Genomic DNA, 24,605 nt, shown 5'->3' on the forward strand with positions numbered 1-24,605 from the left:
CCCGGCCTCCGCCGGGGTGGCGGCTCGGCGATCGGGGGGGCGGCATGATCCTCTCCCTCCCCCTGCTCTGCGGTCTGATCGGCATCGCGCTGCTGTTCGACTTCCTCAACGGGCTGCACGACGCCGCAAACTCGATCGCGACGGTCGTTTCGACGCGCGTCCTCAAGCCACAATATGCCGTGCTCTGGGCGGCGTTCTTCAACTTCATCGCGTTCGCCGTGTTCGGTCTCCACGTCGCGCAGACCGTCGGCACCGGGATCGTCCATGCCGAGGTGATCGACGCGCAGGTGATCTTCGCCGCGCTGATCGGCGCGATCGCGTGGAACGTCATCACCTGGGTGCTCGGCATCCCGTCGAGCAGCAGCCATGCGCTGATCGGCGGCCTGCTCGGCGCAGGCATCGCCAAGATCGGCTTTGGCGCGATCGTGTGGAGCGGTGTCATCCGCACCGTCGTCGCGATCTTCGCCTCGCCCGCAATCGGGCTGCTGCTCGCGCTCGTGCTGGTCCTCGCCGTCGCCTGGACCAGCCTCAGGCTCACCCCGCTCGGCGTCGACCGGCGCTTCCGCAAGCTGCAGCTGATCTCCGCCGCGCTCTATTCGCTCGGGCACGGCGGCAACGACGCGCAGAAGACGATGGGGATCATCGCGGTGCTGCTCTATTCTCAAGGCATGCTCGGCGGCACCTTCCACATCCCGTTCTGGGTCGTGCTGTCGTGCCAGGCGGCTATGGCGATCGGCACGATGTCGGGCGGCTGGCGGATCGTCCACACGATGGGGTCGAAGATCACGCGGCTGACCCCGGCGCAAGGGTTCTGCGCGGAGACCGGCGGTGCGATCACGCTGTTCGCCGCCAACATCTGGGGCATCCCGGTGTCGTCGACGCACACCATCACCGGCTCGATCGTCGGCGTCGGCGCCGCGCGCCGGCTGTCCGCGGTACGCTGGAACGTCGCGAGCAACATCATCGTCGCCTGGACGCTGACGCTGCCCGCCGCCGCGCTGATCGGTGCCGGCACCTACTGGCTGACCGGGCTGTTCGCCTGAACGGCGCGGTCAGTCGGCACCGTTGACCGCCGCGACGAGATCGATCAGCGCCGCGCCGGCGCCCAGGCCGTGCACCGTCGCGGCATAACGCGACGTCCAGACCGGGTCGAACTTGCTCTTGAACGCGCGCAGCCCCGCGAAACTGTAGAACCGCTCGCCATTCTCGAACAGCGTCCGCGCCAGCTTGGCCCAGGCAGGCGCGAGCCGGTCGCCGTTGATCCCCGACAGCGGCGCCATCCCCAGGTTGAACCGCACGAACCCCTCCGCCCTGCCGCGCTCGAGCAGTTCGACGAACAGGAAGTCCATCGTACCATAGGACACCGCGTCGCGATGGCGCATCAGGTCGACCGACATTTCGGCGCCGTCGCCGCTCGTCCAGATATTGGCGAACGCGACCACCGCGTCGCCGTCGCGCACCACCGCGCAATCGAAGCGCAGCATATACGCCTCGGCGAACGTCCCCAGGCTGAAGCTCTTCTCGTGCACCCCGCGCGCGCGCAGCCATTCGTCCGAGATCGCGCGCAATTCGCCCAGCAGCGGCGGCAGGTCCGCGCGCGGCACGATCGCGAAGGTCAGCCCGGCGGCGATGGCGCGCTTGCGGCCATGGCGCAGCGCCTTGGCCTTCGGGCTCTGCAGCGTGAACCCGGCGAGCGGGATATGCGCCTCCTCGCCATATTTGTACGTGGCGAGCCCCAGATCGACGAACAGCGCCAGCATCGCCTCGCTCGCCTGGAAGAAGCACAGCCGCCCCCGCGCGGCGTCGCAGGCGCGCCGCGTCGCCCAGACCAGCTCTCCCCAGCGTTCGCGCGGGCCCACCGGATCGCCCATCACGATCCAGGTCCGCCCCTGCACGCCGTACATCAGGAAGGCGTCGCCGGCGTCGGACAGGATGAAGCGCTTGCGGCCGGTATAGGCGAGATTGGCGTCGCTCCGCGGGGATACCGCCATCGCGCGTGCGGCGACGTCGTCGGGAAGCGCCGGCCCCGGCGCGGGCGCGGGTCGCCCCAGCAGCAGGCGCCACGCAATCGCGGTCGTCATCATCACACCTGCGCCGAAGCTCGCGCGCAGGAACCGCGGCGCATTGCCGTCGAGCGCGAAATGCCACCACAGCTCGGTGCTGTAGGGTACGCGCTTGTACGCGAAGAACCCAGCCCACAGGCTCAGCCCCAGCGCCCCCAGCCCCGCCATCAACCACGCCCAGTCGAGCGGTTGCGACAGTACGCCACCCTGCCGATGGAACGCGCGGCGGCTGTATTGCAGGGCCATCGCGACGATCAGCAGGATCCCCGCTTCCTCATAATCGAGCCCCTTCATCAGCGAGAACAGCGCGCCGCCGATCAGCAGCACGCGCGCGACGTGGAAGCCGCTGGTCAGCCGCGCGTTGAGCGCGGGCGCGACCAGCAGCAGCGCCATTCCCGCCAGGCTGCCCGCGAGATGCGAGCCCTCGACCAGCGGCAGCGGCACGCCGTCCAGGCTCGCGAGGCGGTACTGCACACCCGGCAACGCCCCCGACACCAGCAGTGCCATCCCGCCCGCGAACACGAGCAAAGTGACCAGCGTCGGCGCCAGCGCGCGCGCGGCGCGATCGAGCAGTCGCAGCCCGGTGCCGATCGGCCGGCGCAACCGCGCGCCTTCGATCCCCACCACCAGCACGCACGCGAGCAGCAGCGGCACCAGATAATAGATCAGCCGGTACAGCAGGAGCGCGGCGAACACCGCCGGCCGATCCTGCGGCACCGCACCCAGCAGCACCGCCTCGAACACGCCGATCCCGCCCGGCACATGCGTCGCCGCACCCACCAGCAGCGCGAGCGCGTAAGCGAGGACGAAACCGGGCAGCGCCGTCGCGTCGAGGCCGGGCACCAGCACCGCCAGCGTCGCCGCCGACGCCATCAGGTCGATCAGTGCGACCACGCCCAGCCCCGCGAACTGCGCGACGCTGGGCAGCGTCACTGTCCAGCGCAGGAGCCTGACCTGCCTCAGCCCCGCTGCGCGCGCGACCGGCAGCGCCAGCAGCATGGCTAGCAACGCCGCGCCCAACGCGTGCGCGACACCGGGCGACACGGCCAGTCCCCCGATCGGGACCGGCCCGACCGCCGCGAGCAGCGCGATCGCGGCCGTGCCCGCGACCCCGGCCCAGAAGACCAGGCTGGTCAGAACCCCAAGCTTCGCGATCTCGCCAACGCGCAGACCGACCGATCCATAGGCGCGGTAGCGCGCGGACCCGCCGGTGATCAGCGTCAGCCCGAAGGTGTTGCTGATCGTGAAGCTGGTGAACGACGCCACCGCTGCCAGCGGCCAGGGCTGCGGCCGGCCGATCACGCGCAGCCCGATCATGTCGTAGCCAGTCAGCGCCAGGTAACTGATCGTCGTAAGCGCCAGCGCCGCGACGATCCGCCAGTGCGGCGTCGCGCTCCACGCCGCACGGACATCGCGCAGATGCACCTCGCGCAGCATCAGGTGCAGCGCCTCGAACCCGGCAAGCGCGAGCAGAACCGCCACCGCGATCGCCAGCGCGCGGCGGTTGTCGCGTATCCGCTCGATAATCGGAGCGCTCACGGGCGTACCGGGTCGAGGCGCGCGGCGCGCAGCACGGCGGCGGCGACGCCCGGCTTGTCGTGGTTCAGATAATGCCCGCCCGGCAGCCGGACGACGGCTGCGTTGCGCATCCGCAGCAGCGGGCAGACGCTGTCGGTCTCGTCGGCGCCGTAGATGCAGGTCAACGGCGTCCAGTCGATCGCCGACACGGTCTCGATCGACCGGCTGTCCGGTTCGAGCTCGTAGGTAAGGCCGAGCGGATCGGCCCGGAAATAGGTCCCGGTGCCCGGCACGATCAGCACGATGCCGGCGATCCGCTCGCGCAGACGAACGGGGAGATGCGCGAGCCCGGTCTGCAGCACGTCCGCGCCGTAGGACTGGCCGATGACGACCAGCTTGCGCGAGCCCGCCGCCTGCTCGGCGTGCGCGACCGCGTCCGCGACCCGCCGGTTGAGTTCGCCTCGCGTCGCGCCGTACCGGAACAGCGTCGACGTGCTGACCGCGGTGACGCTCGCCCCGCGTGCGGCGAGCGCCTCGGCGATGAACGGCCCCATGCCGAACCGCATCCCGGCATCGCCCGAGAAGAACAGCGCGTCCACCGGGCCCGCATGCGTCTCCGCCGGAAACCGCCGGATCGCGCTGCGATCGAGATAGCCGCCGGACCACAACCGCCCGAACAGCGCGACGACCAGGATGATCCCGGCCAGCCGCGCGATGCGCGGCCGAGGGTGCGAGGAAACGGAGTCGGTCATCGCATGACTAGTTCTCCACCCCGCATGACAGGCCGATGACGGGCGGACGACGATTGCTATACCCACGGCGACGTCCGTGGAAGCCGTGCTGGATCAACCAGTTGTTCGTCTATCCGCGCTAGGGGGCAGAGCATGACGACCGGATCGCACCGCGCGCTGCCCTATCGCGGCGACATCGATGGCCTTCGCGCGATCGCGGTCACCGCCGTGGTGGCGTTCCACGCCGGCATCTCGGGCGTGTCGGGCGGATTCGCCGGCGTCGACGTCTTCTTCGTGATCTCGGGCTATCTGATCGGCGGCATCGTCGACCGCGAGATCGGCGAAGGCCGGTTCGGATTCGCCGCCTTCTATGCGCGGCGCGCGCGGCGTATCGTGCCCGCGCTGATCGCGACCGCGCTCGGCACCGTCGCGCTCGGCCTCGTCCTGCTCGGACCCGGCGAACTCGAGGCGCTGGCCATCTCCGTCACCGCCGCGCTGCTCGGCGTCTCGAACCTGTGGTTCGTCCACAGCACCGACTATTTCGTCCCCGATGCGCGGCTCGCGCCGTTCCTGATGACCTGGTCGCTGGGTATCGAGGAGCAATTCTACCTGCTACTGCCCCCCGTCCTGCTGCTGCTGCGCCGGTCGGCGGCGCGCACGCGGCTCGGCGCAACGCTCGCGCTGGTCGCGGTGTCGCTCGCGATCTCGGTGATCGCGACACCGCTGCGACCGGTCGAGGCCTTCTACCTGCTGCCGACGCGCGCCTGGGAGCTCGGCTTCGGCGTAGCGCTCGCGATGGCCCACGCTGCCGGGTACCGCGTGCCCGGCAGGCTCCAGCCGTGGCTGTCCGCCACCGGGCTGTGCGCTATCGTCGCGAGCGTCACGCTGTTCGACGAGCATGTCCGCTTTCCCGGTCATGCGGCGCTGCTGCCGACGCTCGGCACGGTCGCGCTGCTCGCCGCCCCCGACAGCGGCCTCAACCGCCGCCTGCTCGCCAGCCGCCCGCTCGTCGCGATCGGGCTGATCTCCTATTCCTGGTACCTGCTGCACTGGCCGCTACTCGCGTTGCTCCGCGTCGCCGCGGCCGGGCCGGTGCCGCCCGCGCTGCCGATCCTCGTCGGGTTCGGATCGATCCTGCCCGCCTGGCTGTGTTGGCGCTGGATCGAACGCCCGTTCCGCCGCCCGGCGTCAGGCAGCGACCGCAGGACGGTCAGGCGCTACGCCGCCACGCTCGCGCTTTGCAGCCTGGCGTTCGGCGGAATAGCGCTGTCGGGCGGCATCCCGGCGCGAGTCGGACCATCGGGCGCGCGGGTCGAGGCGATGCTGGATGCCGGTCGCGGCAATCCGTGCCTTGCCGGCTATGGCACCGACCGCCCCAATCTGTCGCCGGCCTGCGCGCCACGCGGCGACGCCCCACTGATTGCACTGCTGGGCGACAGCCACGCGTCCGCGCTGGGCGACGCACTCCGCGAGCGGGTCGCCCGACACGGCTACGGCGTGCTGCAGATGACCGCGGCGTCCTGTCCACCGCTGCTCGGCGCGACCTTGCGGATGACCGAGCATCCCGGCGCATCGCGCGCCTGCGCCGCGTTCAACACCGCCGCGATAACCCGCGCCGCGAGCGACCCCCGCGTGAAACTGGTCGTGCTCACCGCCTTCTGGCAGTCGCCGTTCAGCACGCGCGCGCAAGTAATGGGCGACGGATTGGTCGACACTGATCCGGCCGGCAGGGCGCGGACCAATGCCGACGAACTGCGCATCGCGCTCACCCGCACGCTCGTGACGCTGCGGCGTGCGGGGAAATCGGTGCTGGTCCTCGGCGACGTGCCCTGGATCGGCTTCGACCCCGCGCTCCATGCCTGGTCCGGAGTCTTGCCCGCCCGCCGCGCGATCGAGCGCCGCGTGAGCCCGGCGCTGGGATCGGACGGCACAGCGCCGCGCGCGCTGGTCTCGCCGCTCGACGACGATGCGAGCCGGATCGTCGCCGCCAGCGCGACCGCAGTCCCCGGCGTGCGCCACGTCGCGCTCCGCGCCATCCTGTGCGACGCGCAGCGCTGTCGCACCGGCGACGACGACATGCCCTTCTACATTGACACGCAGCATCTCTCACGCGCCGGCGCCGACTTCGTCCTTGCGCGCATTCCCGCCCTACCCTGACGCCTTGGCCGCGGCGCGGAAGCGGTGGAGCAGCGGCTCGGTATAGCCGTTCGGCTGCGACAGCCCCTCGAACACCAGCGCGCGCGCCGCCTGGAAGGCCAGGCTCTCCTCCTCGTGCCCGGCCATCGGCCGATAGGCCGGATCCCCCGCATTCTGCGCATCGACCCGCGCCGCCATCCGGCGCAGCGCCGCATCCGCCTCCTCGGGCGTCGCCACACCGTGGAGCAGCCAGTTCGCGATATGCTGCGACGAGATCCGGAGCGTCGCGCGGTCCTCCATCAGTCCGACGTCATGAATGTCGGGCACCTTCGAACACCCGATCCCCTGGTCGACCCAGCGCACGACATAGCCGAGGATCCCCTGCGCATTGTTGTCGAGTTCCTCGTGCACCTCGTCGGGTCGCCAGTTCCGGCCTGTCGCCACCGGCACGGTCAGAAGCGAGTCGAGGTCGGCGACCGGCTCGTGCGCGCGCGCCGCCTGGCGCGCGGCCACGTCGACGTCGTGATAGTGAGTCGCGTGCAGCGTCGCCGCGGTCGGGCTCGGCACCCAGGCGGTGCTCGCGCCACTCGTCGAATGCCCGATCTTCTGCGCGAGCATCTCGGCCATCCGGTCCGGCGCGGCCCACATCCCCTTGCCGATCTGCGCGCGCCCGCCGAGCCCGCAGGCGAGCCCGATCTGCACGTTGCGATCCTCGTACGCGCCGATCCACGCCGCGCCCTTCATCTCCGCCTTCCGGATCATTGGGCCCGCCCGCATCGCGCTGTGCATCTCGTCGCCGGTGCGATCGAGGAAGCCAGTGTTGATGAACGCGATCCGGTGGCGCACGGCGTGGATGCACGCGGCAAGATTCGCGCTGGTGCGGCGTTCCTCGTCCATCACCCCGACCTTGATCGTGTGCCGCGCGAGCCCGAGCATGTCCTCGACCGCATCGAACAGCCGGTCGGTGAAGCCGCATTCCTCCGGCCCGTGCATCTTCGGCTTGACGATGTAGATCGACCCGGCGCGACTGTTGGCGCGCGCGCCCGCGACGTCGTGGAGCGCACAGAGCGCAGTCACGGCCGCATCGAGGATACCCTCGGGCGCCTCCGCTCCGCCCGGCAACAGCACCGCCGGCGTCGTCATCAGGTGCCCGACGTTGCGCACGAACATCAGGCTGCGCCCCGGCAGCGTGAACGCAGTGCCGTCGGGCGCGACATAGTCGCGATCCGCCGCCAGCCGCCGCGTCATCGTCGCGCCGCCCTTCTCGAACGACGCTTCCAGACCGCCCTGCATCAACGCCAGCCAGTTCGCATAGGCCGCGACCTTGTCGTCGGCGTCGACCGCGGCGATCGAATCCTCGAGATCGGCGATCGTGGTCGGCGCGGATTCGAGGATGACGTCGGCCAGCCCCGCCGGATCGTCGCGCCCGATCGGATGGCCGCGATCGATCACCAGCTCGATATGCAGCCCGTGATGACGCAGCAGCAGCGTGTCCCCTGCCCGCCCGACGAACTGCGAGGGGTCCGCCAGCACCGGATCGCCCCCGCCCCAGTCCGCCCAAGGCCCGTCCGCCAGCGGCACGGCGCGATCGAGGAACGCCTTCGCCCAGGCGACGACCTTCGCCCCACGCGCCGGATCATAGCCGCCCCCGCTCGGCAGCGCGCCCAGCGCGTCGGTCCCGTAGAGCGCATCGTACAGGCTGCCCCATCGCGCGTTCGCCGCGTTGAGCAGGAACCGTGCGTTGAGGATCGGCACCACGAGCTGCGGCCCGGCAATTCGCGCGACCTCGTCATCGACACCCTGCGTCGTGATCGCGAACGGCGCAGGCTCGGGAACGAGATACCCGATCTCACGCAGGAACGCCTGATACTCGGCCGGATCGGCTGCCTGACCGGCACGCGCGGCGTACCACGCGTCCAGCTTCGCCTGCAGATCGTCGCGCGTCGCCAGCAACCGCGCATTCTCCGGCGCGAACCGGGCGAACAGGTCCGCCAGAGCCTGCCAGAACGCCGACGCCGCGATCCCCGTGCCGGGCAACGCACGCTCCTCGACGAACGACGCCAGCACGGGCGCAACATGCAATCCTGCACGGTCGTGGTACATCGTCATCGCCAGCTCCTCGTCCTGCTTTATCGTTGCGGACGATCATACCCGCTCGCCACGATGCACAGTAGAGGACAAAAACGCGAAGCAGCTGTTCCTCACAGGACATAATCCCGCAGGCTGACCGGCGACCAGAATCATGCGAAAGCGCGCCCCGCCGTCCGTGTGACTGGAACAGGGCGGGGCGCTGAAGGTACGCGATACGCAGGCGATGCCTCTGCCGCGGCTTATGACCCCGCCCGCTGAATCCCGTATGAACCGGGGCAGCTACCGCGCCGCGCGCCAGGCGCGCAATTTGGCGTCATACGCGTCTCTGGCGGCATCGACCTCGGCCTGCGTTTCGCGCAGCGCGGCGTCCTGCTTGCGTTCGACCGCGCGTCGCTCGCGCGCCAGATCCGCCTCGCGCTTCGCCAGTGCGCGCTGGGCCTTGTCGTGATCGCGACGCAGCGCCTCCAGCGCCTCCTCGGCAGCTTCGACCGCCGACCGATCGGGCTTGGGCGGCTTGGGTTTGGGCTTCGGTTTGACCGGCTTTTCCGCGCTGGCCGGCTCTGCCGTCTCGACCGCCGCGGCGCGCGGCTTTCGCGCTGGTAGAGAAGCGATCTGCTCGGCCGCGCTCCCCCGCGAGCGCTTGATGACGGTCCCGGGCGACGCCAGCGGCTCGGCAGTCAGCGCAGGGTCGGTCACCAGTTCGGCGATCCCGCGCGCGAACAGGTCATGGTCGCTACCCCAGGCTTCGAGCGCCGCCTTCTGGCTGGAGGCCGCGACATAGGCGTCGTGAAACCCCGCCGCGGTGCGATAGACTTTCAGGGCGCGCGCCATGCCGTCCGCTACCGGCCAGGCCGTGCTGCGAAATTGCTAAGGCTGATGGCGACCGTCTCCGTCATCCTATCGGGACGGCGGCGTTCCTGCTCGTCCGTACGTCGTCCCACACGCTGCCCGGTCACGCGGTCGTGACGGCGGGGATCGGTCGGCGATGCGCGATCACCGGGATGCGCGCCCGCACGTCCGCCACTTTCGCGGGATCGATCTCGGCAAAGCCCAGCCCGGGTGCCTCGCCCATATCGAGCAGAACCTCACCCCACGGATCGACGACCAGCGAATGGCCATAGGTCGTCCGCCCATCGGCATGCAGCCCGGTCTGCGCGGCGGCCACGACGAACGCCGCGCACTCGATCGCGCGAGCGCGGAGCAGGACGTGCCAATGCGCCGCCCCGGTCGGTCGCGTGAACGCCGCCGGCACCGACAGCAAAGTCGCCCCCGCATCGCTCAACGCCGCATACAGCCGCGCGAACCGGAGGTCGTAGCAGATCGACGTGCCGAGCATCCCGACCGGCGTGTCGACCACCACCGCGGCCTCGCCCCCCGCATAGGACGCCGATTCGCGCCAGCTCTCACCCGAGGGAAGATCGACGTCGAACAGATGGACCTTGTCGTAGCGTGCGCGAACCGCGCCGCTGCCATCGATCACGAAGCCGCGATTCGCGAGCAGCCCATCCGGCCGGCGGATCGCCAGCGAACCGAGATGCACCCAGATGCCCGCCGCCGCCGCGGCTTCGCGGACGGCGCGCAGCACGATATCATCGTCTTCGGCGACAATGTGCCTGGCGGCGCGCGTCCGATCCCGATCGATCAGCCCCGACATTTCGGGCGTGAAGACCATCGCGGCCCCCTCGCCCGCCGCGGCGGCGACCGCGTCGACCAGCGTCGCTGCATTGACCGCGGGATCGATCCCGCTCGTCATCTGCAGCACGCCGATCCGCATCAGGCGAGCAGCGGGTCCAGCCCGCCGCGAGCGTCGAGCGCGGCCAGATCGTCCGACCCGCCGATATGCTTCCCGTCGATGAACACCTGCGGCATCGTCATGCGCCCGCCCGAACGCTGGACCATCTCGGCCTTTTTGGGGCCGCCCATGGTCACGTCGAACTCCTCCGGCGTGACGCCCTTCGAGGCGAGAAGCTTCATCGCCCGAGTGCAATAGGGGCAGAACGCCTTGGTGTAGATTTCGACTTTAGCCATGCGAGCGGAGGTGAGGATTGCGGGTCCGCTTGTCAATCATCGGTCTCGGCCAGCACGCGCGCCCAGCACAGCACCGTCACCGACGCCGCGCCGCCCTTCAGCAAGGCGCGCGTACACGCGTCCGCGGTCGCGCCGCTGGTATAGACGTCGTCGACCAGCACGACCGCCTGCCCGCGCAATCCATTGCGCCTTGCGGGTGCGACCGCGAAGGCACCCGCCACCATCTTCGTCCGCTGCCGCCCGCCCAGCCCGCGTAGCGGCGCGGTCCGCCTTTTCCGGACCAGCACGTCGCGGCCATGCGGCACGCCGGTCGCGGCGGCCAGCGCATCGGCGATCAGCGCCGCCTGGTTGAACCCCCGCGTCCAGATCCGCCAGCGATGCAGCGGCACCGGCACCAGCAGCGCCGCGCCCTCGGGCATCAGCCTCGCCATGTGCCGCGCCATCGTCTCGGCAAAGGCGATCCGCCCGCCATATTTCAGCCGCAGCGCCAGGTCCCGCGCGACCGGGCCATACGCCACTGCGGCGCGCACTCCCGCGTGCCGCGGCGGATCGGCAAGACACTGGCCGCACAGCGCCCCGTCTCCCCGGTCGAACGCGAACGGCGTGTTACACCCGGCACACCAGGGCGGGCCGAGGAAGCGCAACCCGCTCCAGCAGACGGCACAGAACCGGTGGTCGTCCGCGACCGGTACGCCGCACCCGGCACACCGCGGCGGCAACGCCAGGCCGACGAGCGCGCGAAACGGCCCTCCCCGCATTACCGTTCCCCCTTTTGCCGCTTGCCCCTTTGCCGCGCCCCCCGTTGCCGCGCCCCCTTGTCGTCAAAGCCCGCGCCCGGCACAAGCGCGGCCGTGGACAACCCCGACATCTTCGATCGCACCGCCCGGCGCCTTCGCCGCGACCGCGCCGCCCCCGACTATGCCGCGCACGACTTCATCCGCGCGACGATGCTCGACGGCATCGCCGAACGCCTCGACGCGGTGACGCGCGACTTTACCGACATCCTCGACCTCGGCTGTTTCGATGGTGCGTTCGCGGCCCCGCCCGGCGCCCGGGTCGCGCGCTGCGACGCCGGTTTCGCGTTCGCCAAAGGTGCCGGCGGGGTCCAGGGCGACGAGGACCGGCTGCCGTTTGCCGATGCGTCGTTCGACTGCGTGATCTGCGCGGGCGTGCTCGACCAGGTCAACGACCTGCCGGGCGCGCTGACACTGATCCGCCGCGTGCTGCGCCCCGACGGGTTGTTCCTCGGCGCGTTCGTCGGCGCAGGCAGCCTGTCCGCGCTGCGGTCGGCGCTGCGCGTCGCCGAACAGGACCGCCCGGTCGCGCGGCTGCATCCGCAGATCGAGGTGCGATCGGCGGGCGACCTGCTGATGCGCGCGGGCTTCGCGCTGCCGGTCGCCGATGTCGAGACGCTCAACGTCGGCTATGGCGATGTCGGTCGCCTGCTCGGCGATCTGCGCGGCATGGCGGCGACCAACGTTCTCGCCGGCCGCCGACCGCTCGGCAAGGCCGCGCTCGCCGGACTGGCGCAGGCGTTCGCGGACGCCGCGGACGAGGGCGGCCGCACGCGGGAGAAATTCAAAATCGTGTTCCTGACCGGCTGGTCGCCCGATCCGTCGCAACCCAAGCCCGCGCGCCGTGGCAGCGGCACCGCCTCGCTCACCGACGCGCTGAAGCGCTAGCCGATCATTCCGTCGCCGTTGCGCGCGAGGATGCGGCCCATCGCCTCGAACAGCGAATCCATCGCGACGGGCTTGAAGATCACCTCGTCCGCACCCGCCGCGATGCACCGGTCGCGCAGATCGGGCGCGATATCGGCAGTCACGACGATGATCGGCACCTTGGCCTTGTGATCGCCGCGTGCGCGGATGTGCTCGATCGCGGTGACGCCATCCATGCCCGGCATGCGCAAATCGACCAGCACGATCTGGAAGTCCTGCTCGTCCAGGATCCGCAGCCCGATCTCTGCGCTCTCGGCTTCCACCATCGACGCGCCGGCCACGTCGAGCATGTCCCTGACAACCCGACGATTCATCCGATCGTCCTCGATGAAGAGGACGTTCACCGCCGTTTCGATTGTAAGGAAAAAAGCGGTTTCGGCTGCGTAATCATACGCCTCGCATACCCTTCAAGCCGCACGCGACACAAGGTCCGGAATTGCGTCGTTTTTCGAAACTGATGTCTCGAACATCGCCGCCACCAGCGCTGCACCGCTGACCGGCTTTGTTACCACACGCGCGACCCCGGTTGCCAGCAATTCGTCACGCTCGGAGTCCGCGGAAACCGGCCACAACAGCGTCACGTCGGCACCCGATCCCGCCGCCGCGATCGCGCGCAGCCCGGCATGCCAATCCGTGCAGGTGCGCACCGTGGCATCGTCGACCAGCACGCGCCGGATACCCCCCTCCGCCAGTCGCGCGACCGCGTCCTCGACACTCCCCGCAAAGACGACCTCTCCGCCGCGCGGCGCAAGCAACGACCGAAACGTCATCCGCGTAATCGGATTCCGGTCGACGACAAGAACGCGGTCTCCTGCGACCTCGCAATCCTCGACCACGGCCGCCTCCGCGCGGACCAGCGGCAGCATCAGCGTGAAGGTCGCGCCCGCGCCGACCACGCTGCCGACCGACACGTCGCCCCCCATCGCGCGCGCCAGGTTGCGACAGATCGCCAGTCCCAGCCCGGTACCCCCGAACTGCCGCGTCGTCCCCGCATCCGCCTGGCGGAACGATTCGAAGATCTCCTCGAGCTTCTCGGGCGCGATGCCGATGCCGGAATCGGACACCGCGATGCGCAGCGAGTCGTCCTGCGTCACGTCGACCACCAGCGCGACCCTCCCGGCGGCGGTGAACTTCAGCGCATTGGACAGCAGGTTGAAGACGATTTGCCGTACCCGTGCCGCGTCGCCGACGATCAGCGCGGGACATTCGGTCAGGTCGACGTCGAAGCCGAGGCCCTTGGCACGCGCCTGTTCCTCCCACATCCGCGACGCCTCGATGACGGTCGCACGCAGGTCGAACGGCGCCGATTCGATCGACAGGTTGCCGGTTTCCATCTTGGCCACGTCGAGGATGTCGTCGACCAGCGCGCGCATCGTCACGCCCGCACCGTGGACGACGTTCAGCCGGTCGCGCACCGCGGGCGCGAGCGCGGCGTCAGCCAGCATCACCTCGGTCATGCCGAGGATGCCGTTCAGCGGCGTGCGGATCTCGTGGCTGGTCGTTGCCAGGAACTCGGTCTTGGCGGCCAGCGCCTTGCCGAGCGCGCTGTTGGTGATCGCCAGGTCGGCGTTGGCCGCGCGCACCCTGTCGCGGCTGCGCCTTGCGGTGAACAAAGCGAACGCCAGCAACCCGATGACGATCGCGATCGCCACCGACGCACCCAGGAAGGCATAACGCTGCGTCTGCGCTCGTGCCCGCTCGAACGCGATCCCGCGCTCCAGTTCGCTCGCTTTCAGCTGGCTGATCTTCAGTTCCTGGTTCGCGAAGTCAAACCGTGCGCCCATCAGCGCGGTACTGGCATCGATCGCGAGCCGCGTCGCGTTGTCGTCGAGGCGTTTCAACGCACGCAGGTGGACCAGCGCGGCGTCCATGTCCCCGACCGCCATGTAGGTCTGGTACGCGGTGTCGTGCATGTCGCGGAACGACAGGGTCGTGGTCGCCGGATCGACGCCGGTCAGCGCCTGCGTGATCAGCGCGGCGGCACGCTGCGGCTGGTGGCGCTGCAACGCCGCCTGCGCCGCCGTTGCGATGATTTGATTTCGCCAGTCCCCGGTCGCGCTGCCGTTCGCTACCTTCATTCCGGCCTTGATAACGGTGTCGCCGGCATCGAGATCACCTTGCGCAAGCTTCGTCCGCGCAATGTTGTTCAGTATCTGCGCTTCGAGTATCGGACTTTGCAATTGCCGCGCCAACGTCAAGGCCTGCGTAAAACGCGCGTTCGATTTCTCAAGCTCGCCAAGATCCTTCAGCGCACTCCCGATATTGTTGTAGATCGAGACCGACAGATTGATATCCGACTTGTACGTGTCCAGCGCTTGCGCATAGTATTTCAGAGCGTTCTTCTGATCCATCGCCTCGTTGTACAGCGACGCAATGTAGAGGAGCGCGACCGCCTGGCTGCGATTATTGCCTATCTTCTGGTAGATCTCAAATGCCGCCTGATAGTCCTGCAGCGCGCGACCGACCTTGGTGGTCTGCTGCTCTATCCCGCCACGCGAAAGCAGAACGTCGGCCTGCAACTTCTCTCCCGGCGCAACCGACTTCGCAGTCGCTAGCGCACGCTCGATCAGCGGCGCAGCCTTGGCGATTGCATTGGTCCGCAGATACGCTTCGCCCTGAAGCCATTGCGCGGTCGCGGTCGCGACGCCCCTCGCCTTTGGATCGGTGATCCCATCAGCCATCCGTTCCGCCCGACCGGCGGTCGCCCGCGCGGCTTCCGGATCGACGAGCATCGCCGCCTTGGCATCGGCAATCGTCGTTTCAACCGAGATGCTGGCCGTCGGAGCCTGCGCAACGGCGACGCCAGACATCGATGCGCATATTACTGCGACGATCCCACGAAAATAACGGCGCCGCATCGCGATCAGCCCCGATTCCACACCGTCGCAAGCCGGTTGAACGGCATGCGTAGATCGCTCGCCGCAGGCAGGTGGCCGCCCGATTCGAGGAAGCGCATCAGGGCATCGATGTTGATCGGTCGGCTGATCAGGAACCCCTGGATCATGTCGCACCCCATCACCGACAGCAGCGCCATCGCCGCGGCGGTTTCGACACCCTCGGCGACCACTTCCATGTCGAGCGCATGCGCCAGGTCGATGGTCGATCGCACGATCAGCGGATCGCGATTGGAACTGGTCAGCTGCGTGATGAACAGCTTGTCGATCTTGAGCTCGCGCGCGGGCAACTGCTTGAGATAGGCGAGCGAAGACAGACCCGCGCCGTAATCGTCGATCGCGATCGTCACGCCGATGTCGGCGAAGACCTTGAGGTTGGCGATCGCGCTCTCCGGATCGCGGATCACCGACGTTTCGGTGATCTCGAACCCCAGTTTCGCATCGCTCTCGATCACGATCGCGCAGACCTGGCGGACGAACCCCGGGTCCGCGAGCAGCCCGCCGGCAATGTTGATGAACACGCGCAGATCGTGGCCGCGATCGGCCAGCGCCTTCTGGTCGATGATCGAGCGCCGGATCGTCCAAAGCGTCAGCGCGACGATATCGCGCGACTCCTCCGCCATCGGGATGAAATCGCCCGGCAGCACCAGGCCGCGGGTCGGATGCTGCCAGCGGACCAGCGCCTCGACGCTCGTCACCTCCTGTCGACGGACATGCACCTTCGGCTGATATTGGAGGAACAGTTCCTCGTTCTCGATCGCCCCCGCCAGGTCGCGAGCGAGCGCGATGTGATCGATCGACGCGGTCACGCGCGCGACGTCTCGCACCACCGCGACGCGCTCGATTCGCGCATCAACCAGCGCGCGCTCGGCCTCCTCGACCAGCCGGACGTCGTCGACATGCCCGGCCACGGCCGCGGCCCCCAATGACAGGTGAAGCGTGTGCTGTTCACCATCGATGTCGAGCGGCGTGTCGAACGCCATCTCCAGCGCCTGCAACGCGATGTCGAGCGTCAAGCGCACGCCGCTTTCGAACCCGATCTCGACCAGATGGCGCCCCGCTACGACGACACGCGCTTCCGGCAGCAGCGTGGCAATACGTTCGGTGACGTCGACGATCAGCATGTCGGCGCGCGGCCGCCCCAGATGGCGGCGTAGAACAGCGAAATCAGCGACCTCGGCCAGCACCAGGAACTGCCATCCCCGTTGCGCCACCTGCAACTCCGACGGCGTCCCGCCGATGCCAACACGGCTGGGCACGTCGCTTGAGGCGGCGTTCTGCCGTGCCGACCGATCCAACTGCGCATGCGGAAACTGGCTCATATCGTCGGCGATTACCGGCCAGTCCTCAAGATACTCTTAAGCATGACGGCCCGCTTCGCAGGAACGTGGTTAACGAACTCCTATCGGGATTGTTTAACGCCACGTTAACTGTTACTGGGAATTTGCATCCGAAAGGGTGTTAAAAATAAGGGAGCAAACAATGCTGAAGTTCATTCTCGCGCTCATCTACGGTAGCAACATTCGCCCCTGGTGAATGATTGCGGTCGGCCTGGACGGTCGGGTAGCGATGATGTCGTTGCCGCAGTCGTCCGGGCCGACTAACTTGGCATCGGCGCACGATGCTTCGCACCGCCCCCCACGCCCATGATGGCGCGGCGATGCTTCCAAGCAGATCGTGCTTGTTGAATTTCCGGATCGGGTATCGGCCGCAGCCGGAAGACATCCCAGGTCGAAACCCGGAGCGCCCTGCCCTCTCATCCTAGTTTCGAAGATCGACGCTCAGGTCGTCGATACGGCAGTGAGCCGGCGGGACGGGGAGCATACCTTGCGATGATCTGCGCCCTCGTCTGACGATAGGCCTGCGATCGTGAAAGTGAAATCGGACGGACCTCGGGAGATGCTCACCGGGTCAGCGGTGCGGTCTTAAATACTACCGCAAAGTACCGGGCGCCGAGGCTGCATCAGCGGGCACCCCTGTACCATGGTCCGACCGGACCGACACTGGTGCGCCGGCCCGGTCCGCCATCATCATGCCCCTCCCGCGGAGAGAGGAGCGATGGAACTTACCGCGACGCGGCTGCGAAGCGCTCGCTGACGACGTCCCAGTTCACGATGTCCCACCAGGCCTTCAGATAGCCCGGACGGTCGTTCTTGTACGTCAGGTAATAGGCATGCTCCCAGACGTCGTTGCCGAGCAGCGGCGTACCGGGCTCCTTGGCGTCGTCCATCAGCGGGTTGTCCTGGTTCGGCGTGCTCGTCACCTTCAGCGCGCCGCTCGAATCGACGATCAGCCACGCCCAGCCCGAGCCGAACTGTCCGGCGCCCTTGCCGTTGAAGTCCTCCTTGAGCTTGTCGAGGCCACCATAGGCGTCGATCGCATCCTTGAGCGGACCCGACAGCGTCGTCGAGCCCTTGGGTCCCATCGTCTTCCAGAAGAAGTCGTGGTTCCAGAACCCGCCGCCATTGTTGCGGATCAGCGGCGGCTGCGACGAGATCATGCCGAGGATGTCCTCGATCGACTTGCCGGCCAGGTTCGAGTCCTTCTCGACACCCTCGTTCAGCTTGGCGGTGTAGGCCGCGTGATGCTTGTCGTGGTGGAAGTGCATCGTCTCCTGGTCGATCACCGGCTCGAGCGCATCATAGGCGTAAGGCAGCGGCGGGAGTTCGAAAGCCATCGGGAGTCTCCTTGTAGATGGGGTCGGACGTGAAACGCCCGCCGCGGTCAAATGGTCCCGGCGCAGTCGTTACGCAAGCGTGCCTTCCGTCGTCCCGGGCTCGTTCCGGGGTGACGGAGTGGTCAGGCCCCCGCCCCCAGCAACTCGTGCCGCCGCAGCGCATGCCGCAACTGGTCGTAGGTCAGCCCCAGTGCCTCCGCCGTCGCGCGCTGGTTGAAACGATGCTCCGCCATCGCGCGGGCCAGCAGGTCGCGCTCGAACCGCGACACCCGCGACTTGAAGTCCGAAGGCCCCTCCTCGCACGCGACCACAGGATCCTCCGCGTCGCCAACAGGCGGCACGGGTGCAGCCGCCGCCGCGACGACGGGGCGCGGCTTGCCCGCACCCGGACGATGCGGCGACTGGAAGGGGTCGATCTCGATCTCGTCGATCGCGCCCGCCTTTTCCCACCGATAGACCGCACGCTCGACCACGTTGCGCAGTTCGCGGACATTGCCCGGCCAGTCATAGGTCGTCAGCGCATCGAGCGCGGCAGGACCGAAACCCTCCCACCGCTCGCGCCCCAGTTCGGATGCCATCCGCCGCCCGAAATGGTCCGCCAACACCACGACGTCGCCGGCGCGCGCGCGCAGCGGCGGCAGCGTGACCACCTCGAACGACAACCGGTCGAGCAGATCCGCGCGGAATTCGTGTCGCTCGACCTTGTCGGGCAGATGCTCGTTGGTCGCCGCCACGATCCGCACGTCGACGCGCATCGGCCGCGACGATCCGATCCGCGTGATCTCGCCATATTCGACCGCGCGCAACAGCCGGTCCTGCGCCGCCATCGACAGCGTCCCTAGCTCGTCGAGAAACAGCGTCCCGCCGTCCGCCTCCTCGAACCGCCCCGCACGCGCCTTGGTCGCGCCGGTGAACGCACCCGCTTCATGACCGAACAATTCCGCCTCGATCAGCGTCTCGGGCAGCGCCGCGCAGTTCATGATCACCAGCGGCTGGTCCCAGCGCGGACTGAGACGATGCAGTCGCTCGGCGACCAGTTCCTTGCCCGTGCCCCGCTCGCCGATCACCAGCACCGGGCGGTCGAGCGCGGCTGCCCGGCTCGCGCGTTCCAGCGCCCCCATGAAGGTGTGCGACTGCCCGATGACCTGTGTGGTGCGCTCCATGCGCAAGGTTTGGCGCGTATTCCCAACTCTTGGCAAGTGCAGTCCGGTCCGAAATGCCGCACTTATGTTTAAGCCATTGATCTGAAGCGATTTTCAAAACTGGCACGGCAGATGCAATGCTTCAGGCAACCCGCCGGAAACGACGGAAACAGACACCAGGATCAAGGAGCCACGCCATGTTCAAGACCGATTTCGCCCGCACCGTCGCCGCCGCCCTCTGCACCATCGTCTTCAGCGCCACCTGCGTGCTGGGCGCGGTGGGCCCCGCCACCTCGGCGGCGCTGGCGAGCCCGACCCACATCGTGGCATAAGGCGGCAACGCCGCACCCCGCGCACTCCGGAGTAGGATTTACATGGGTATCTTTTCCCGCACCCGCGACATCGTCGCCGCCAACTTCGCCGATCTCCTCGAGAAGGCCGAAGACCCTGCGAAGATGATCCGCATGATCATCCTCGAGATGGAGGAGACGCTGGTCGAGGTTCGCGCCTCCGCCGCGCGCACCATCGCCGACCAGAAGGAGATGCGCCGGCATATCTCGAAACTCGACCAGCTGCAGGACAACTGGACCGAAAAGGCCGAGCTGGCGTTGTCGAAGGACCGCGAGGACCTCGCCAAGGCGGCCCTGGTCGAACGCCAGAAGGCGGTCGACATGGCCGACCAGCTGAAGGCCGAGGTCGGCGTGCTCGACGATGCGCTGCGCGCGTCCGAAGAGGACATCGCCAAACTGCAGACCAAGCTGCGCGAGGCCCGCACCAAGCAGAACGCGGTGCAGACCCGGCTGGAGACCGCGAACAACCGCACCCGGCTTCGCGAGATGTACAACGGTCCCAAGACGCACGAGGCGTTCAGCCGCTTCGACGTCCTCGACCGCCGCGTCGACGAGGCCGAGGGCCGCGCCGAGGCGCTGGGCCTGGGCTCGGTCAAGACGCTCGAGGAGGAAATCTCCGAACTGCGCGCCGGCGACAAGGTCGATGCGGAACTCGCGGTGCTCAAGGCCCGCATGAAGAAGGACGGTTGAGATGGAAGATCTGATGTCCGTCGGCGTCCCCATCGTCTCGATCTTCATCGGGCTGCCCTGGGTGATCATGCACTATATCACCAAGTGGAAGCAGGCTCCGAAGATCACCGAGGAGGACGAACGCCTGCTCGACGAGCTGCAGATGCTTGCCCGCCGGCTGGAAGATCGGGTCGTCACCGTCGAGCGGATCATCGCCGCCGACAATCCCGACTGGAAGCCGGGCCTGACCAGCCAGTCCTATCTCGCCGATCGCGAGCCCGAGCGCGCGACCGCCCGTACCCCCTTCGAACGGAGGAATTGAGATGTCCGCCAGCCGTACCAAATTCTACCTCGACAAGCAGAACGCCAAGTACAAGGGCGTCTGCGCAGGGATCGCCGACTATACCGGGGTCGAAGTCCTCTGGGTCCGCGTCGCGATGATCCTGCTGACCTTCGCCGGCGGCTTCCCATGGACGCTGGTCGCCTATTGGCTGGTCGCCTGGATGGGCGAAGCCAAGCCGATCGGCCTCTACGAGACGCCCGACGACGCCAAGTTCTGGCAGGGCGTCCGCTCGAACCCGAAGCGCTCGACCGCCGAGGTCCGCAGCAAGTTCCGCGACATCGACCGTCGCCTCGCCGACATCGAGACGCATTACACCAGCCGCAGCAGCAACAGCCTCGCGGCAGAGATCGACAGCCTGCGCTGAGGCGCGGCCAACAGGGGACGGACAATGAGTTGGGGTGGACCGGGTTTCGTCATTGCGATCATCGCGATCTCGACCCTTGGCTGGGTGGTCAACACCTGGATCCGCGCGAAGCACGGCTATGCGCTGGAAGACGAATGGAGCGGCGAGACGCACAAGCCCAATCCGGATGGCGATCGCCAGGTCCAGCTGCTGAGCAGCGAGAACGAGCGACTCAACGGCCAGGTCTCGCGCCTCGAGGAACGGATCGCGGTCCTCGAACGCATCGCCACCGATCCCGCCGAGCGTACCGCGCGCGAGATCGACGCACTCCGCGACCGATAAGGATCACGACGATGGACGGATTTACGGTCTTCATGCTCGCGATCATCTGCGTCGGCCTGCCCGTCACGCTCGGGATCGGCGGCGAGATGTTCAAGAGCTGGATGCGGCACAAGGAAACGATGGCGACCGCGCTCAACGCGCAGACCGCCGAGAAGGCAGCGCAATATGCGGCGCATACCGAGCGGCTCGAACAGCGCGTCCGCGTGCTGGAGCGCCTCGCCACCGACCGCGGCATCGCGGTCGCCGACGACATCGAGCGGCTGCGCGACGCGCGCCCGGTCAACTAGAGGATAGGACCCATGAACCCTTTCACAATGGTCGTCTGCATCGTCCTGATCGCAGCCGTCGCCAAGGTCATGCGCGAACGCTACCGCGCGATGGGATCGCAGATCGTCCCGACCGAAAGCCTCGACACGCAGCGGCTGCGCGACGAGGTCCGCCAGATGAAGGAGCGCATCCAGGTGCTGGAGCGCGTGATCACCGACAACCACAAGAGCGTCGATCTCGACCGAGAGATCGAGCGGCTCCGCGACCGCTAGGGAGGCGGACATGACCGACCCGAACGTCTATATCACGCTCGCGCTTTCCGGCCTCGCCGGGCTCGCGATGGTCGTCGCCGGCGGCCTGTCCGGATGGCGCGGCTGGCTCACGCTGCGGCGGATGGAACTGGCGGCGCACGACGGCGAATCGCCGCTGGCTCCCACCGCCGGCGCCCGCATCGAGATCGCTGACCTCAAGGAACGCATCAAGAAGCTCGAGGCCATCGCCGCCGGGGTGGATCTGTAGGCCTCAATCCTCCCCCGCCAGGGGGAGGTGGCGCCGAAGGCGTCGGAGGGGGCGGACACGGAACCTCTGTCGCCCTTTCCGCCCCCTCCGACAGCTTCGCTGCCACCTCCCCCTTGCGGGGGAGGATCGAACCCCTAGCGCGTCTCGAACGCGCGCAACCCCGGACCCAGCCGGTTCGTCCCCAGCGCCAGTTTGTCATGGCTATAGTCCGCGACGAACGCAGGGCTGGTCTTGTCCCCCGGCGACAACCGCGCGTCATTGTCCTCGACGCGCAGCCCCGTCGACCGATAGGTCCGGGCCTCCGCCGCGACCACGATCAGTCCGGTGTGGTTCTCCTTCGCGGTCCCCTGGACGAAGGCGTTGCGCGCGATCAGCCCCGTCGATCCTTCGGACAGGTCGATCATGTAGTTGGTCTTCTTGCCCGCGGTGTCGTCGAAGCTGTTGTCGGTGATCGACACGGTGGGCGCACGCAGCTTGACGTAATGCCCGCCGGTGCCGCGCTCGAACCGCGAATGCGTGATCGTCACGCTACCCTTGTTGGCCAGGTAGATGGCGTGCGAGCAGCTCGGCGATTCGTCGCACTGGCCGAGCCCCGAAAAGGTCGACCGGTCGATCGTGATCCGCTGTCCCGCGGGCTGGCCGCCGAGGATCCCCTCCTGGCTGTTGAGGAACATCGAATTGCTCACCGCCAGGTCGCCCATCTCGGTGCGGATCCCGGCGCCGTTGCCGTCGCTGACGCGCAGGTTGCGGAAGACGATGCCGTCGACCACCGACCCCTGCCCGCGCAGCACCAGCACCGCCTTGTCCTCGCACGGCACGCCGTCGAAGATCACGCTGCCGGGCTCGGCCGCCTTGAAGGTGATGTGGCCGCCCGCTTGCACCGCACATTCGCGGTAGGTCCCCGGCGCGATCAGGATGGTCGCCGTGCCTAGCCGCACCGAATCGACCGCGTCCTGCAGCGTCGCGAAACCCTGCCCCCCGATGGTGAACGGTGCAGGCCCCGCGGCAAACGCGGGAGCGGCGAGGAGCGACAGCGCGAGCAACGATCGTTTCATGGGAAAATCCTTTCGGCCCGGCCTGCACGCGCGCGAACCCGCAACGCCAGCCTCTTTCGCAGTTAACGCGCGCGCGGTGCGGATGGAATGCTTGCCGGCACGCCCGGGTGTCTCGGAACGGCGCACTAGCGCCTCGTCGTATCCGTAGATATCCGTAGCCCTGCCATCCCCACCCCCCGTCATCCCCGCGAAGGCGGGGATCCAGACTGGCTGACTGCGCGGTTCCAGCCTCCAGCGTTCGAGGTTCTGGATCCCCGCTTCCGCGGGGATGACGGCAGTGTCGGCGGACGACGGAGTATATGCAGTGACCGTCATCGCCATACGCGGTGACGGTCACGCACCATCCCATTGAACGCACGCGGATCTCCCAATACCATAGCGCCAGCGACAGCCGGCGGGCCGACCCGACCGAGCGACGGGGGGACGCACGTGCACGCCATGACGCCGACGGAGGTCTTCCTCCTCGCGATGCTGATCATTTTCACAGTGCCGTATCTGGTGTGGCGGGTGCTCCGCACCGATTACTGGGCGCCGCTGGTCGTGGTGCAGATCATCGGCGGCATCCTGCTCGGGCCGGGCGTGCTCGGCGCGCTCTACCCCGATTATTACGCGACGATCTTCACGCCAGCGACCTTGGGCTCGCTCAACGGCGTCGCCTGGTGGGCGGTGATGATGTTCGTCTGGGTCGCGGGCATCGAGCTCGACCTCGGCGAGGCCTGGGCGCGGCGCGGCGAGACCGGGGTCACCGCAGGGCTCGCGCTCGCGGTCCCTCTGGTGACCGGCAGTATAGCCGCCGTGCTGATGCTCCGCCTCCCCGGCTGGCAGGGCCCGTCGGGTGCCACCTGGCAGGTGATCCTCGGCATCGGCATGGCCTGCGCGGTCACCGCGCTGCCGATCCTCGTGCTGTTCCTCGAAAAGCTCGAGATTCTGCGCCAACCCATCGGCCAGCGCATCCTGCGCTACGCCAGCCTCGACGACATCGCGATCTGGGGCGTGCTCGCGCTGATCCTGCTCGACTGGGAGCGCGTCGGCCGACAGGGCGGCTTCCTGATCGGCTTCGCGGTCGCGACGATCCTAGTGCGCAAACTGATGGCCCGGATCGAGGAACGCGACCGCTGGTATGTCAGCCTGATCTGGCTCGCCGGGTGCGGGTTCGCCGCCGACTGGGCGGGACTGCACTTCATGGTCGGCGCGTTCCTGTCGGGCGCGGTGCTCGACGGGAAATGGTTCACCACCGCGAAGATGGACCAGTTCCGCCACTTCGTGCTGCTCGCGGTGATGCCGGTGTTCTTCCTGTCGACCGGCCTCAAGACGCAGTGGGCGGTCGGCGGCTATGCGGTATTCGGAGCCGCCGCGCTGCTGCTCGTCGCCTCGGTCGGTGGCAAGCTCGCCGGGGTCCATATCGCCGGGCGGATCCTGAAATGGCGTCCGGGCGAGGCTTCCGCGATCGGCTGGCTGCTGCAGACCAAGGCGCTGATCATGATCATCTTCGTCAACATCCTCTTGGACAAGACAATCATCACCAACGAGACCTTCACCGCGCTGCTGCTTATGGCGCTGGCCAGCACGATGCTGACGGTGCCGATGGTGTCGCCGAAGTTGCGGCGGTTGGGGGCGTTGGTGGGGCGCTGAGGCGCTGCTCCCCTCCCTGGAAGGGAGGGGTCGGGGGTGGGTCCTGAAGCTCGCGACCGTTGCGCCAAGCGTCCACCCACCCCC

At 68.2% G+C, this 24,605-nt stretch carries 25 protein-coding genes; 12 read left to right on the top strand and 13 right to left on the bottom strand.

The window, feature by feature from the left end; genetic code table 11:
• Positions 1 to 44 precede the first annotated feature (44 nt).
• Positions 45 to 1,043 carry an inorganic phosphate transporter gene (locus FSB78_RS08120; RefSeq protein WP_147081675.1) on the top strand — a complete coding sequence of 333 codons (999 nt, stop codon included), beginning with the start codon at positions 45 to 47 and terminating at the stop codon, positions 1,041 to 1,043.
• A 9-nt stretch (positions 1,044 to 1,052) separates the two neighbouring features.
• Here FSB78_RS08120 and mprF read toward each other — a convergent pair whose 3' ends face one another.
• Entirely contained in the window at positions 1,053 to 3,602 is a 2,550-nt protein-coding gene (gene mprF, locus FSB78_RS08125; protein WP_158637977.1) for a bifunctional lysylphosphatidylglycerol flippase/synthetase MprF, read from the bottom strand.
• The gene (locus FSB78_RS19090) at positions 3,599 to 4,333 is read right to left on the bottom strand and encodes an AcvB/VirJ family lysyl-phosphatidylglycerol hydrolase (protein WP_158637978.1); all 735 of its coding nucleotides are present in this window, start codon (positions 4,331 to 4,333) and stop codon (positions 3,599 to 3,601) included. The genes mprF and FSB78_RS19090 overlap by 4 nt, the downstream gene beginning before the upstream one ends.
• A 132-nt stretch (positions 4,334 to 4,465) precedes the next feature.
• On the opposite strand from FSB78_RS19090, the gene FSB78_RS08130 reads away from it, so the two are divergent.
• The gene (locus tag FSB78_RS08130; protein ID WP_147081679.1) at positions 4,466 to 6,469 is read left to right on the top strand and encodes an acyltransferase family protein; all 2,004 of its coding nucleotides are present in this window, start codon (positions 4,466 to 4,468) and stop codon (positions 6,467 to 6,469) included.
• Here the strand turns inward: FSB78_RS08130 and FSB78_RS08135 are convergent.
• The 5 genes from FSB78_RS08135 to FSB78_RS19475 form a co-directional block, all read right to left on the bottom strand.
• A complete protein-coding gene (locus FSB78_RS08135) occupies positions 6,461 to 8,557 on the bottom strand; it encodes a malate synthase G (RefSeq protein ID WP_147081681.1) in 2,097 nt (698 codons plus the stop codon). The two genes, FSB78_RS08130 and FSB78_RS08135, sit on opposite strands and share 9 nt — an antisense overlap.
• A 261-nt stretch (positions 8,558 to 8,818) precedes the next feature.
• Positions 8,819 to 9,370 (bottom strand): hypothetical protein, encoded by a 552-nt coding sequence (locus FSB78_RS08140; RefSeq protein WP_147081683.1) that lies wholly within the window; start codon positions 9,368 to 9,370, stop codon positions 8,819 to 8,821.
• 121 nt (positions 9,371 to 9,491) lie between these two features.
• Complete coding sequence (locus FSB78_RS08145) at positions 9,492 to 10,313, bottom strand: carbon-nitrogen hydrolase family protein (RefSeq protein ID WP_147081685.1); 822 nt, start codon at positions 10,311 to 10,313, stop codon at positions 9,492 to 9,494.
• Positions 10,313 to 10,567 carry a glutaredoxin 3 gene (grxC, locus tag FSB78_RS08150; protein WP_147081687.1) on the bottom strand — a complete coding sequence of 85 codons (255 nt, stop codon included), beginning with the start codon at positions 10,565 to 10,567 and terminating at the stop codon, positions 10,313 to 10,315. The genes FSB78_RS08145 and grxC overlap by 1 nt, the downstream gene beginning before the upstream one ends.
• 32 nt (positions 10,568 to 10,599) lie before the next feature.
• Complete coding sequence (locus tag FSB78_RS19475) at positions 10,600 to 11,325, bottom strand: ComF family protein (RefSeq protein WP_147081689.1); 726 nt, start codon at positions 11,323 to 11,325, stop codon at positions 10,600 to 10,602.
• Between the two features lie 93 nt (positions 11,326 to 11,418).
• Here FSB78_RS19475 and FSB78_RS19480 point away from each other — a divergent pair, with 93 nt between their 5' ends.
• Positions 11,419 to 12,249, top strand: coding sequence for a class I SAM-dependent methyltransferase (locus FSB78_RS19480; protein WP_242008125.1), 831 nt, complete (start codon positions 11,419 to 11,421; stop codon positions 12,247 to 12,249).
• Here the strand turns inward: FSB78_RS19480 and FSB78_RS08165 are convergent.
• The 5 genes from FSB78_RS08165 to pspF form a co-directional block, all read right to left on the bottom strand.
• Positions 12,246 to 12,632, bottom strand: a complete 387-nt coding sequence (locus tag FSB78_RS08165; RefSeq protein ID WP_147081693.1) for a response regulator — start codon at positions 12,630 to 12,632, stop codon at positions 12,246 to 12,248. The two genes, FSB78_RS19480 and FSB78_RS08165, sit on opposite strands and share 4 nt — an antisense overlap.
• A gap of 63 nt (positions 12,633 to 12,695) precedes the next feature.
• Complete coding sequence (locus FSB78_RS08170) at positions 12,696 to 15,098, bottom strand: ATP-binding response regulator (protein ID WP_242008126.1); 2,403 nt, start codon at positions 15,096 to 15,098, stop codon at positions 12,696 to 12,698.
• A 53-nt stretch (positions 15,099 to 15,151) separates the two neighbouring features.
• Complete coding sequence (locus FSB78_RS08175) at positions 15,152 to 16,504, bottom strand: EAL domain-containing protein (RefSeq protein ID WP_242008127.1); 1,353 nt, start codon at positions 16,502 to 16,504, stop codon at positions 15,152 to 15,154.
• Positions 16,505 to 17,247: 743 nt separating this feature from the next.
• Complete coding sequence (locus FSB78_RS08180) at positions 17,248 to 17,859, bottom strand: superoxide dismutase (RefSeq protein WP_147081695.1); 612 nt, start codon at positions 17,857 to 17,859, stop codon at positions 17,248 to 17,250.
• Positions 17,860 to 17,981: 122 nt separating this feature from the next.
• On the bottom strand, positions 17,982 to 19,022 hold the full coding sequence (gene pspF / locus FSB78_RS08185; protein WP_147081697.1) for a phage shock protein operon transcriptional activator: 1,041 nt from the start codon (positions 19,020 to 19,022) through the stop codon (positions 17,982 to 17,984).
• Positions 19,023 to 19,198: 176 nt separating this feature from the next.
• On the opposite strand from pspF, the gene FSB78_RS19630 reads away from it, so the two are divergent.
• The 8 genes from FSB78_RS19630 to FSB78_RS08220 are packed head-to-tail and all read left to right on the top strand — an operon-like array spanning position 19,199 to position 21,834.
• The gene (locus FSB78_RS19630) at positions 19,199 to 19,333 is read left to right on the top strand and encodes a hypothetical protein (protein WP_277872703.1); all 135 of its coding nucleotides are present in this window, start codon (positions 19,199 to 19,201) and stop codon (positions 19,331 to 19,333) included.
• A 42-nt stretch (positions 19,334 to 19,375) separates the two neighbouring features.
• Positions 19,376 to 20,041: a phage shock protein PspA gene (pspA, locus tag FSB78_RS08190; RefSeq protein WP_147081699.1), complete on the top strand. Its 666-nt coding sequence runs from the start codon at positions 19,376 to 19,378 to the stop codon at positions 20,039 to 20,041.
• Between the two features lies 1 nt (position 20,042).
• Positions 20,043 to 20,342 (top strand): envelope stress response membrane protein PspB, encoded by a 300-nt coding sequence (pspB, locus tag FSB78_RS08195; RefSeq protein WP_147081701.1) that lies wholly within the window; start codon positions 20,043 to 20,045, stop codon positions 20,340 to 20,342.
• A gap of 1 nt (position 20,343) precedes the next feature.
• The gene (gene pspC / locus FSB78_RS08200) at positions 20,344 to 20,727 is read left to right on the top strand and encodes an envelope stress response membrane protein PspC (protein WP_147081703.1); all 384 of its coding nucleotides are present in this window, start codon (positions 20,344 to 20,346) and stop codon (positions 20,725 to 20,727) included.
• A 24-nt stretch (positions 20,728 to 20,751) separates the two neighbouring features.
• Complete coding sequence (locus FSB78_RS08205; protein ID WP_147081705.1) at positions 20,752 to 21,048, top strand: hypothetical protein; 297 nt, start codon at positions 20,752 to 20,754, stop codon at positions 21,046 to 21,048.
• A gap of 11 nt (positions 21,049 to 21,059) precedes the next feature.
• Positions 21,060 to 21,335: a hypothetical protein gene (locus FSB78_RS08210; protein ID WP_147081707.1), complete on the top strand. Its 276-nt coding sequence runs from the start codon at positions 21,060 to 21,062 to the stop codon at positions 21,333 to 21,335.
• A gap of 12 nt (positions 21,336 to 21,347) precedes the next feature.
• On the top strand, positions 21,348 to 21,587 hold the full coding sequence (locus tag FSB78_RS08215; protein WP_147081709.1) for a hypothetical protein: 240 nt from the start codon (positions 21,348 to 21,350) through the stop codon (positions 21,585 to 21,587).
• Positions 21,588 to 21,597: 10 nt separating this feature from the next.
• Positions 21,598 to 21,834, top strand: coding sequence for a hypothetical protein (locus FSB78_RS08220; protein WP_147081711.1), 237 nt, complete (start codon positions 21,598 to 21,600; stop codon positions 21,832 to 21,834).
• Between the two features lie 134 nt (positions 21,835 to 21,968).
• Here the strand turns inward: FSB78_RS08220 and FSB78_RS08225 are convergent, their stop codons facing one another.
• Positions 21,969 to 22,889, bottom strand: a complete 921-nt coding sequence (locus FSB78_RS08225; protein WP_147081713.1) for a right-handed parallel beta-helix repeat-containing protein — start codon at positions 22,887 to 22,889, stop codon at positions 21,969 to 21,971.
• A gap of 438 nt (positions 22,890 to 23,327) precedes the next feature.
• Here FSB78_RS08225 and FSB78_RS08235 point away from each other — a divergent pair, with 438 nt between their 5' ends.
• On the top strand, positions 23,328 to 24,521 hold the full coding sequence (locus FSB78_RS08235; protein WP_199743140.1) for a cation:proton antiporter: 1,194 nt from the start codon (positions 23,328 to 23,330) through the stop codon (positions 24,519 to 24,521).
• Positions 24,522 to 24,605: the final 84 nt, after the last annotated feature.

It is taken from the genome of Sphingomonas ginsenosidivorax (genome assembly GCF_007995065.1).
GTDB classification, from domain to species: Bacteria; Pseudomonadota; Alphaproteobacteria; order Sphingomonadales; family Sphingomonadaceae; genus Sphingomonas; species Sphingomonas ginsenosidivorax.

Coding starts and splice junctions, on each gene's coding strand:
- FSB78_RS08120 (WP_147081675.1), top strand. CDS start 45: ATGATCCTCTCCCTCCCCCTGCTCTGCGGTCTGATCGGCATCGCGCTG.
- FSB78_RS19090 (WP_158637978.1), bottom strand. CDS start 4,333: ATGACCGACTCCGTTTCCTCGCACCCTCGGCCGCGCATCGCGCGGCTG.
- FSB78_RS08130 (WP_147081679.1), top strand. CDS start 4,466: ATGACGACCGGATCGCACCGCGCGCTGCCCTATCGCGGCGACATCGAT.
- FSB78_RS08135 (WP_147081681.1), bottom strand. CDS start 8,557: ATGACGATGTACCACGACCGTGCAGGATTGCATGTTGCGCCCGTGCTG.
- FSB78_RS08140 (WP_147081683.1), bottom strand. CDS start 9,370: ATGGCGCGCGCCCTGAAAGTCTATCGCACCGCGGCGGGGTTTCACGAC.
- FSB78_RS08145 (WP_147081685.1), bottom strand. CDS start 10,313: ATGCGGATCGGCGTGCTGCAGATGACGAGCGGGATCGATCCCGCGGTC.
- grxC (WP_147081687.1), bottom strand. CDS start 10,567: ATGGCTAAAGTCGAAATCTACACCAAGGCGTTCTGCCCCTATTGCACT.
- FSB78_RS19475 (WP_147081689.1), bottom strand. CDS start 11,325: ATGCGGGGAGGGCCGTTTCGCGCGCTCGTCGGCCTGGCGTTGCCGCCG.
- FSB78_RS08170 (WP_242008126.1), bottom strand. CDS start 15,098: ATGTCTGGCGTCGCCGTTGCGCAGGCTCCGACGGCCAGCATCTCGGTT.
- FSB78_RS08175 (WP_242008127.1), bottom strand. CDS start 16,504: ATGAGCCAGTTTCCGCATGCGCAGTTGGATCGGTCGGCACGGCAGAAC.
- FSB78_RS08180 (WP_147081695.1), bottom strand. CDS start 17,859: ATGGCTTTCGAACTCCCGCCGCTGCCTTACGCCTATGATGCGCTCGAG.
- pspF (WP_147081697.1), bottom strand. CDS start 19,022: ATGGAGCGCACCACACAGGTCATCGGGCAGTCGCACACCTTCATGGGG.
- FSB78_RS19630 (WP_277872703.1), top strand. CDS start 19,199: ATGTTCAAGACCGATTTCGCCCGCACCGTCGCCGCCGCCCTCTGCACC.
- pspA (WP_147081699.1), top strand. CDS start 19,376: ATGGGTATCTTTTCCCGCACCCGCGACATCGTCGCCGCCAACTTCGCC.
- pspB (WP_147081701.1), top strand. CDS start 20,043: ATGGAAGATCTGATGTCCGTCGGCGTCCCCATCGTCTCGATCTTCATC.
- pspC (WP_147081703.1), top strand. CDS start 20,344: ATGTCCGCCAGCCGTACCAAATTCTACCTCGACAAGCAGAACGCCAAG.
- FSB78_RS08205 (WP_147081705.1), top strand. CDS start 20,752: ATGAGTTGGGGTGGACCGGGTTTCGTCATTGCGATCATCGCGATCTCG.
- FSB78_RS08210 (WP_147081707.1), top strand. CDS start 21,060: ATGGACGGATTTACGGTCTTCATGCTCGCGATCATCTGCGTCGGCCTG.
- FSB78_RS08215 (WP_147081709.1), top strand. CDS start 21,348: ATGAACCCTTTCACAATGGTCGTCTGCATCGTCCTGATCGCAGCCGTC.
- FSB78_RS08220 (WP_147081711.1), top strand. CDS start 21,598: ATGACCGACCCGAACGTCTATATCACGCTCGCGCTTTCCGGCCTCGCC.
- FSB78_RS08225 (WP_147081713.1), bottom strand. CDS start 22,889: ATGAAACGATCGTTGCTCGCGCTGTCGCTCCTCGCCGCTCCCGCGTTT.
- FSB78_RS08235 (WP_199743140.1), top strand. CDS start 23,328: ATGACGCCGACGGAGGTCTTCCTCCTCGCGATGCTGATCATTTTCACA.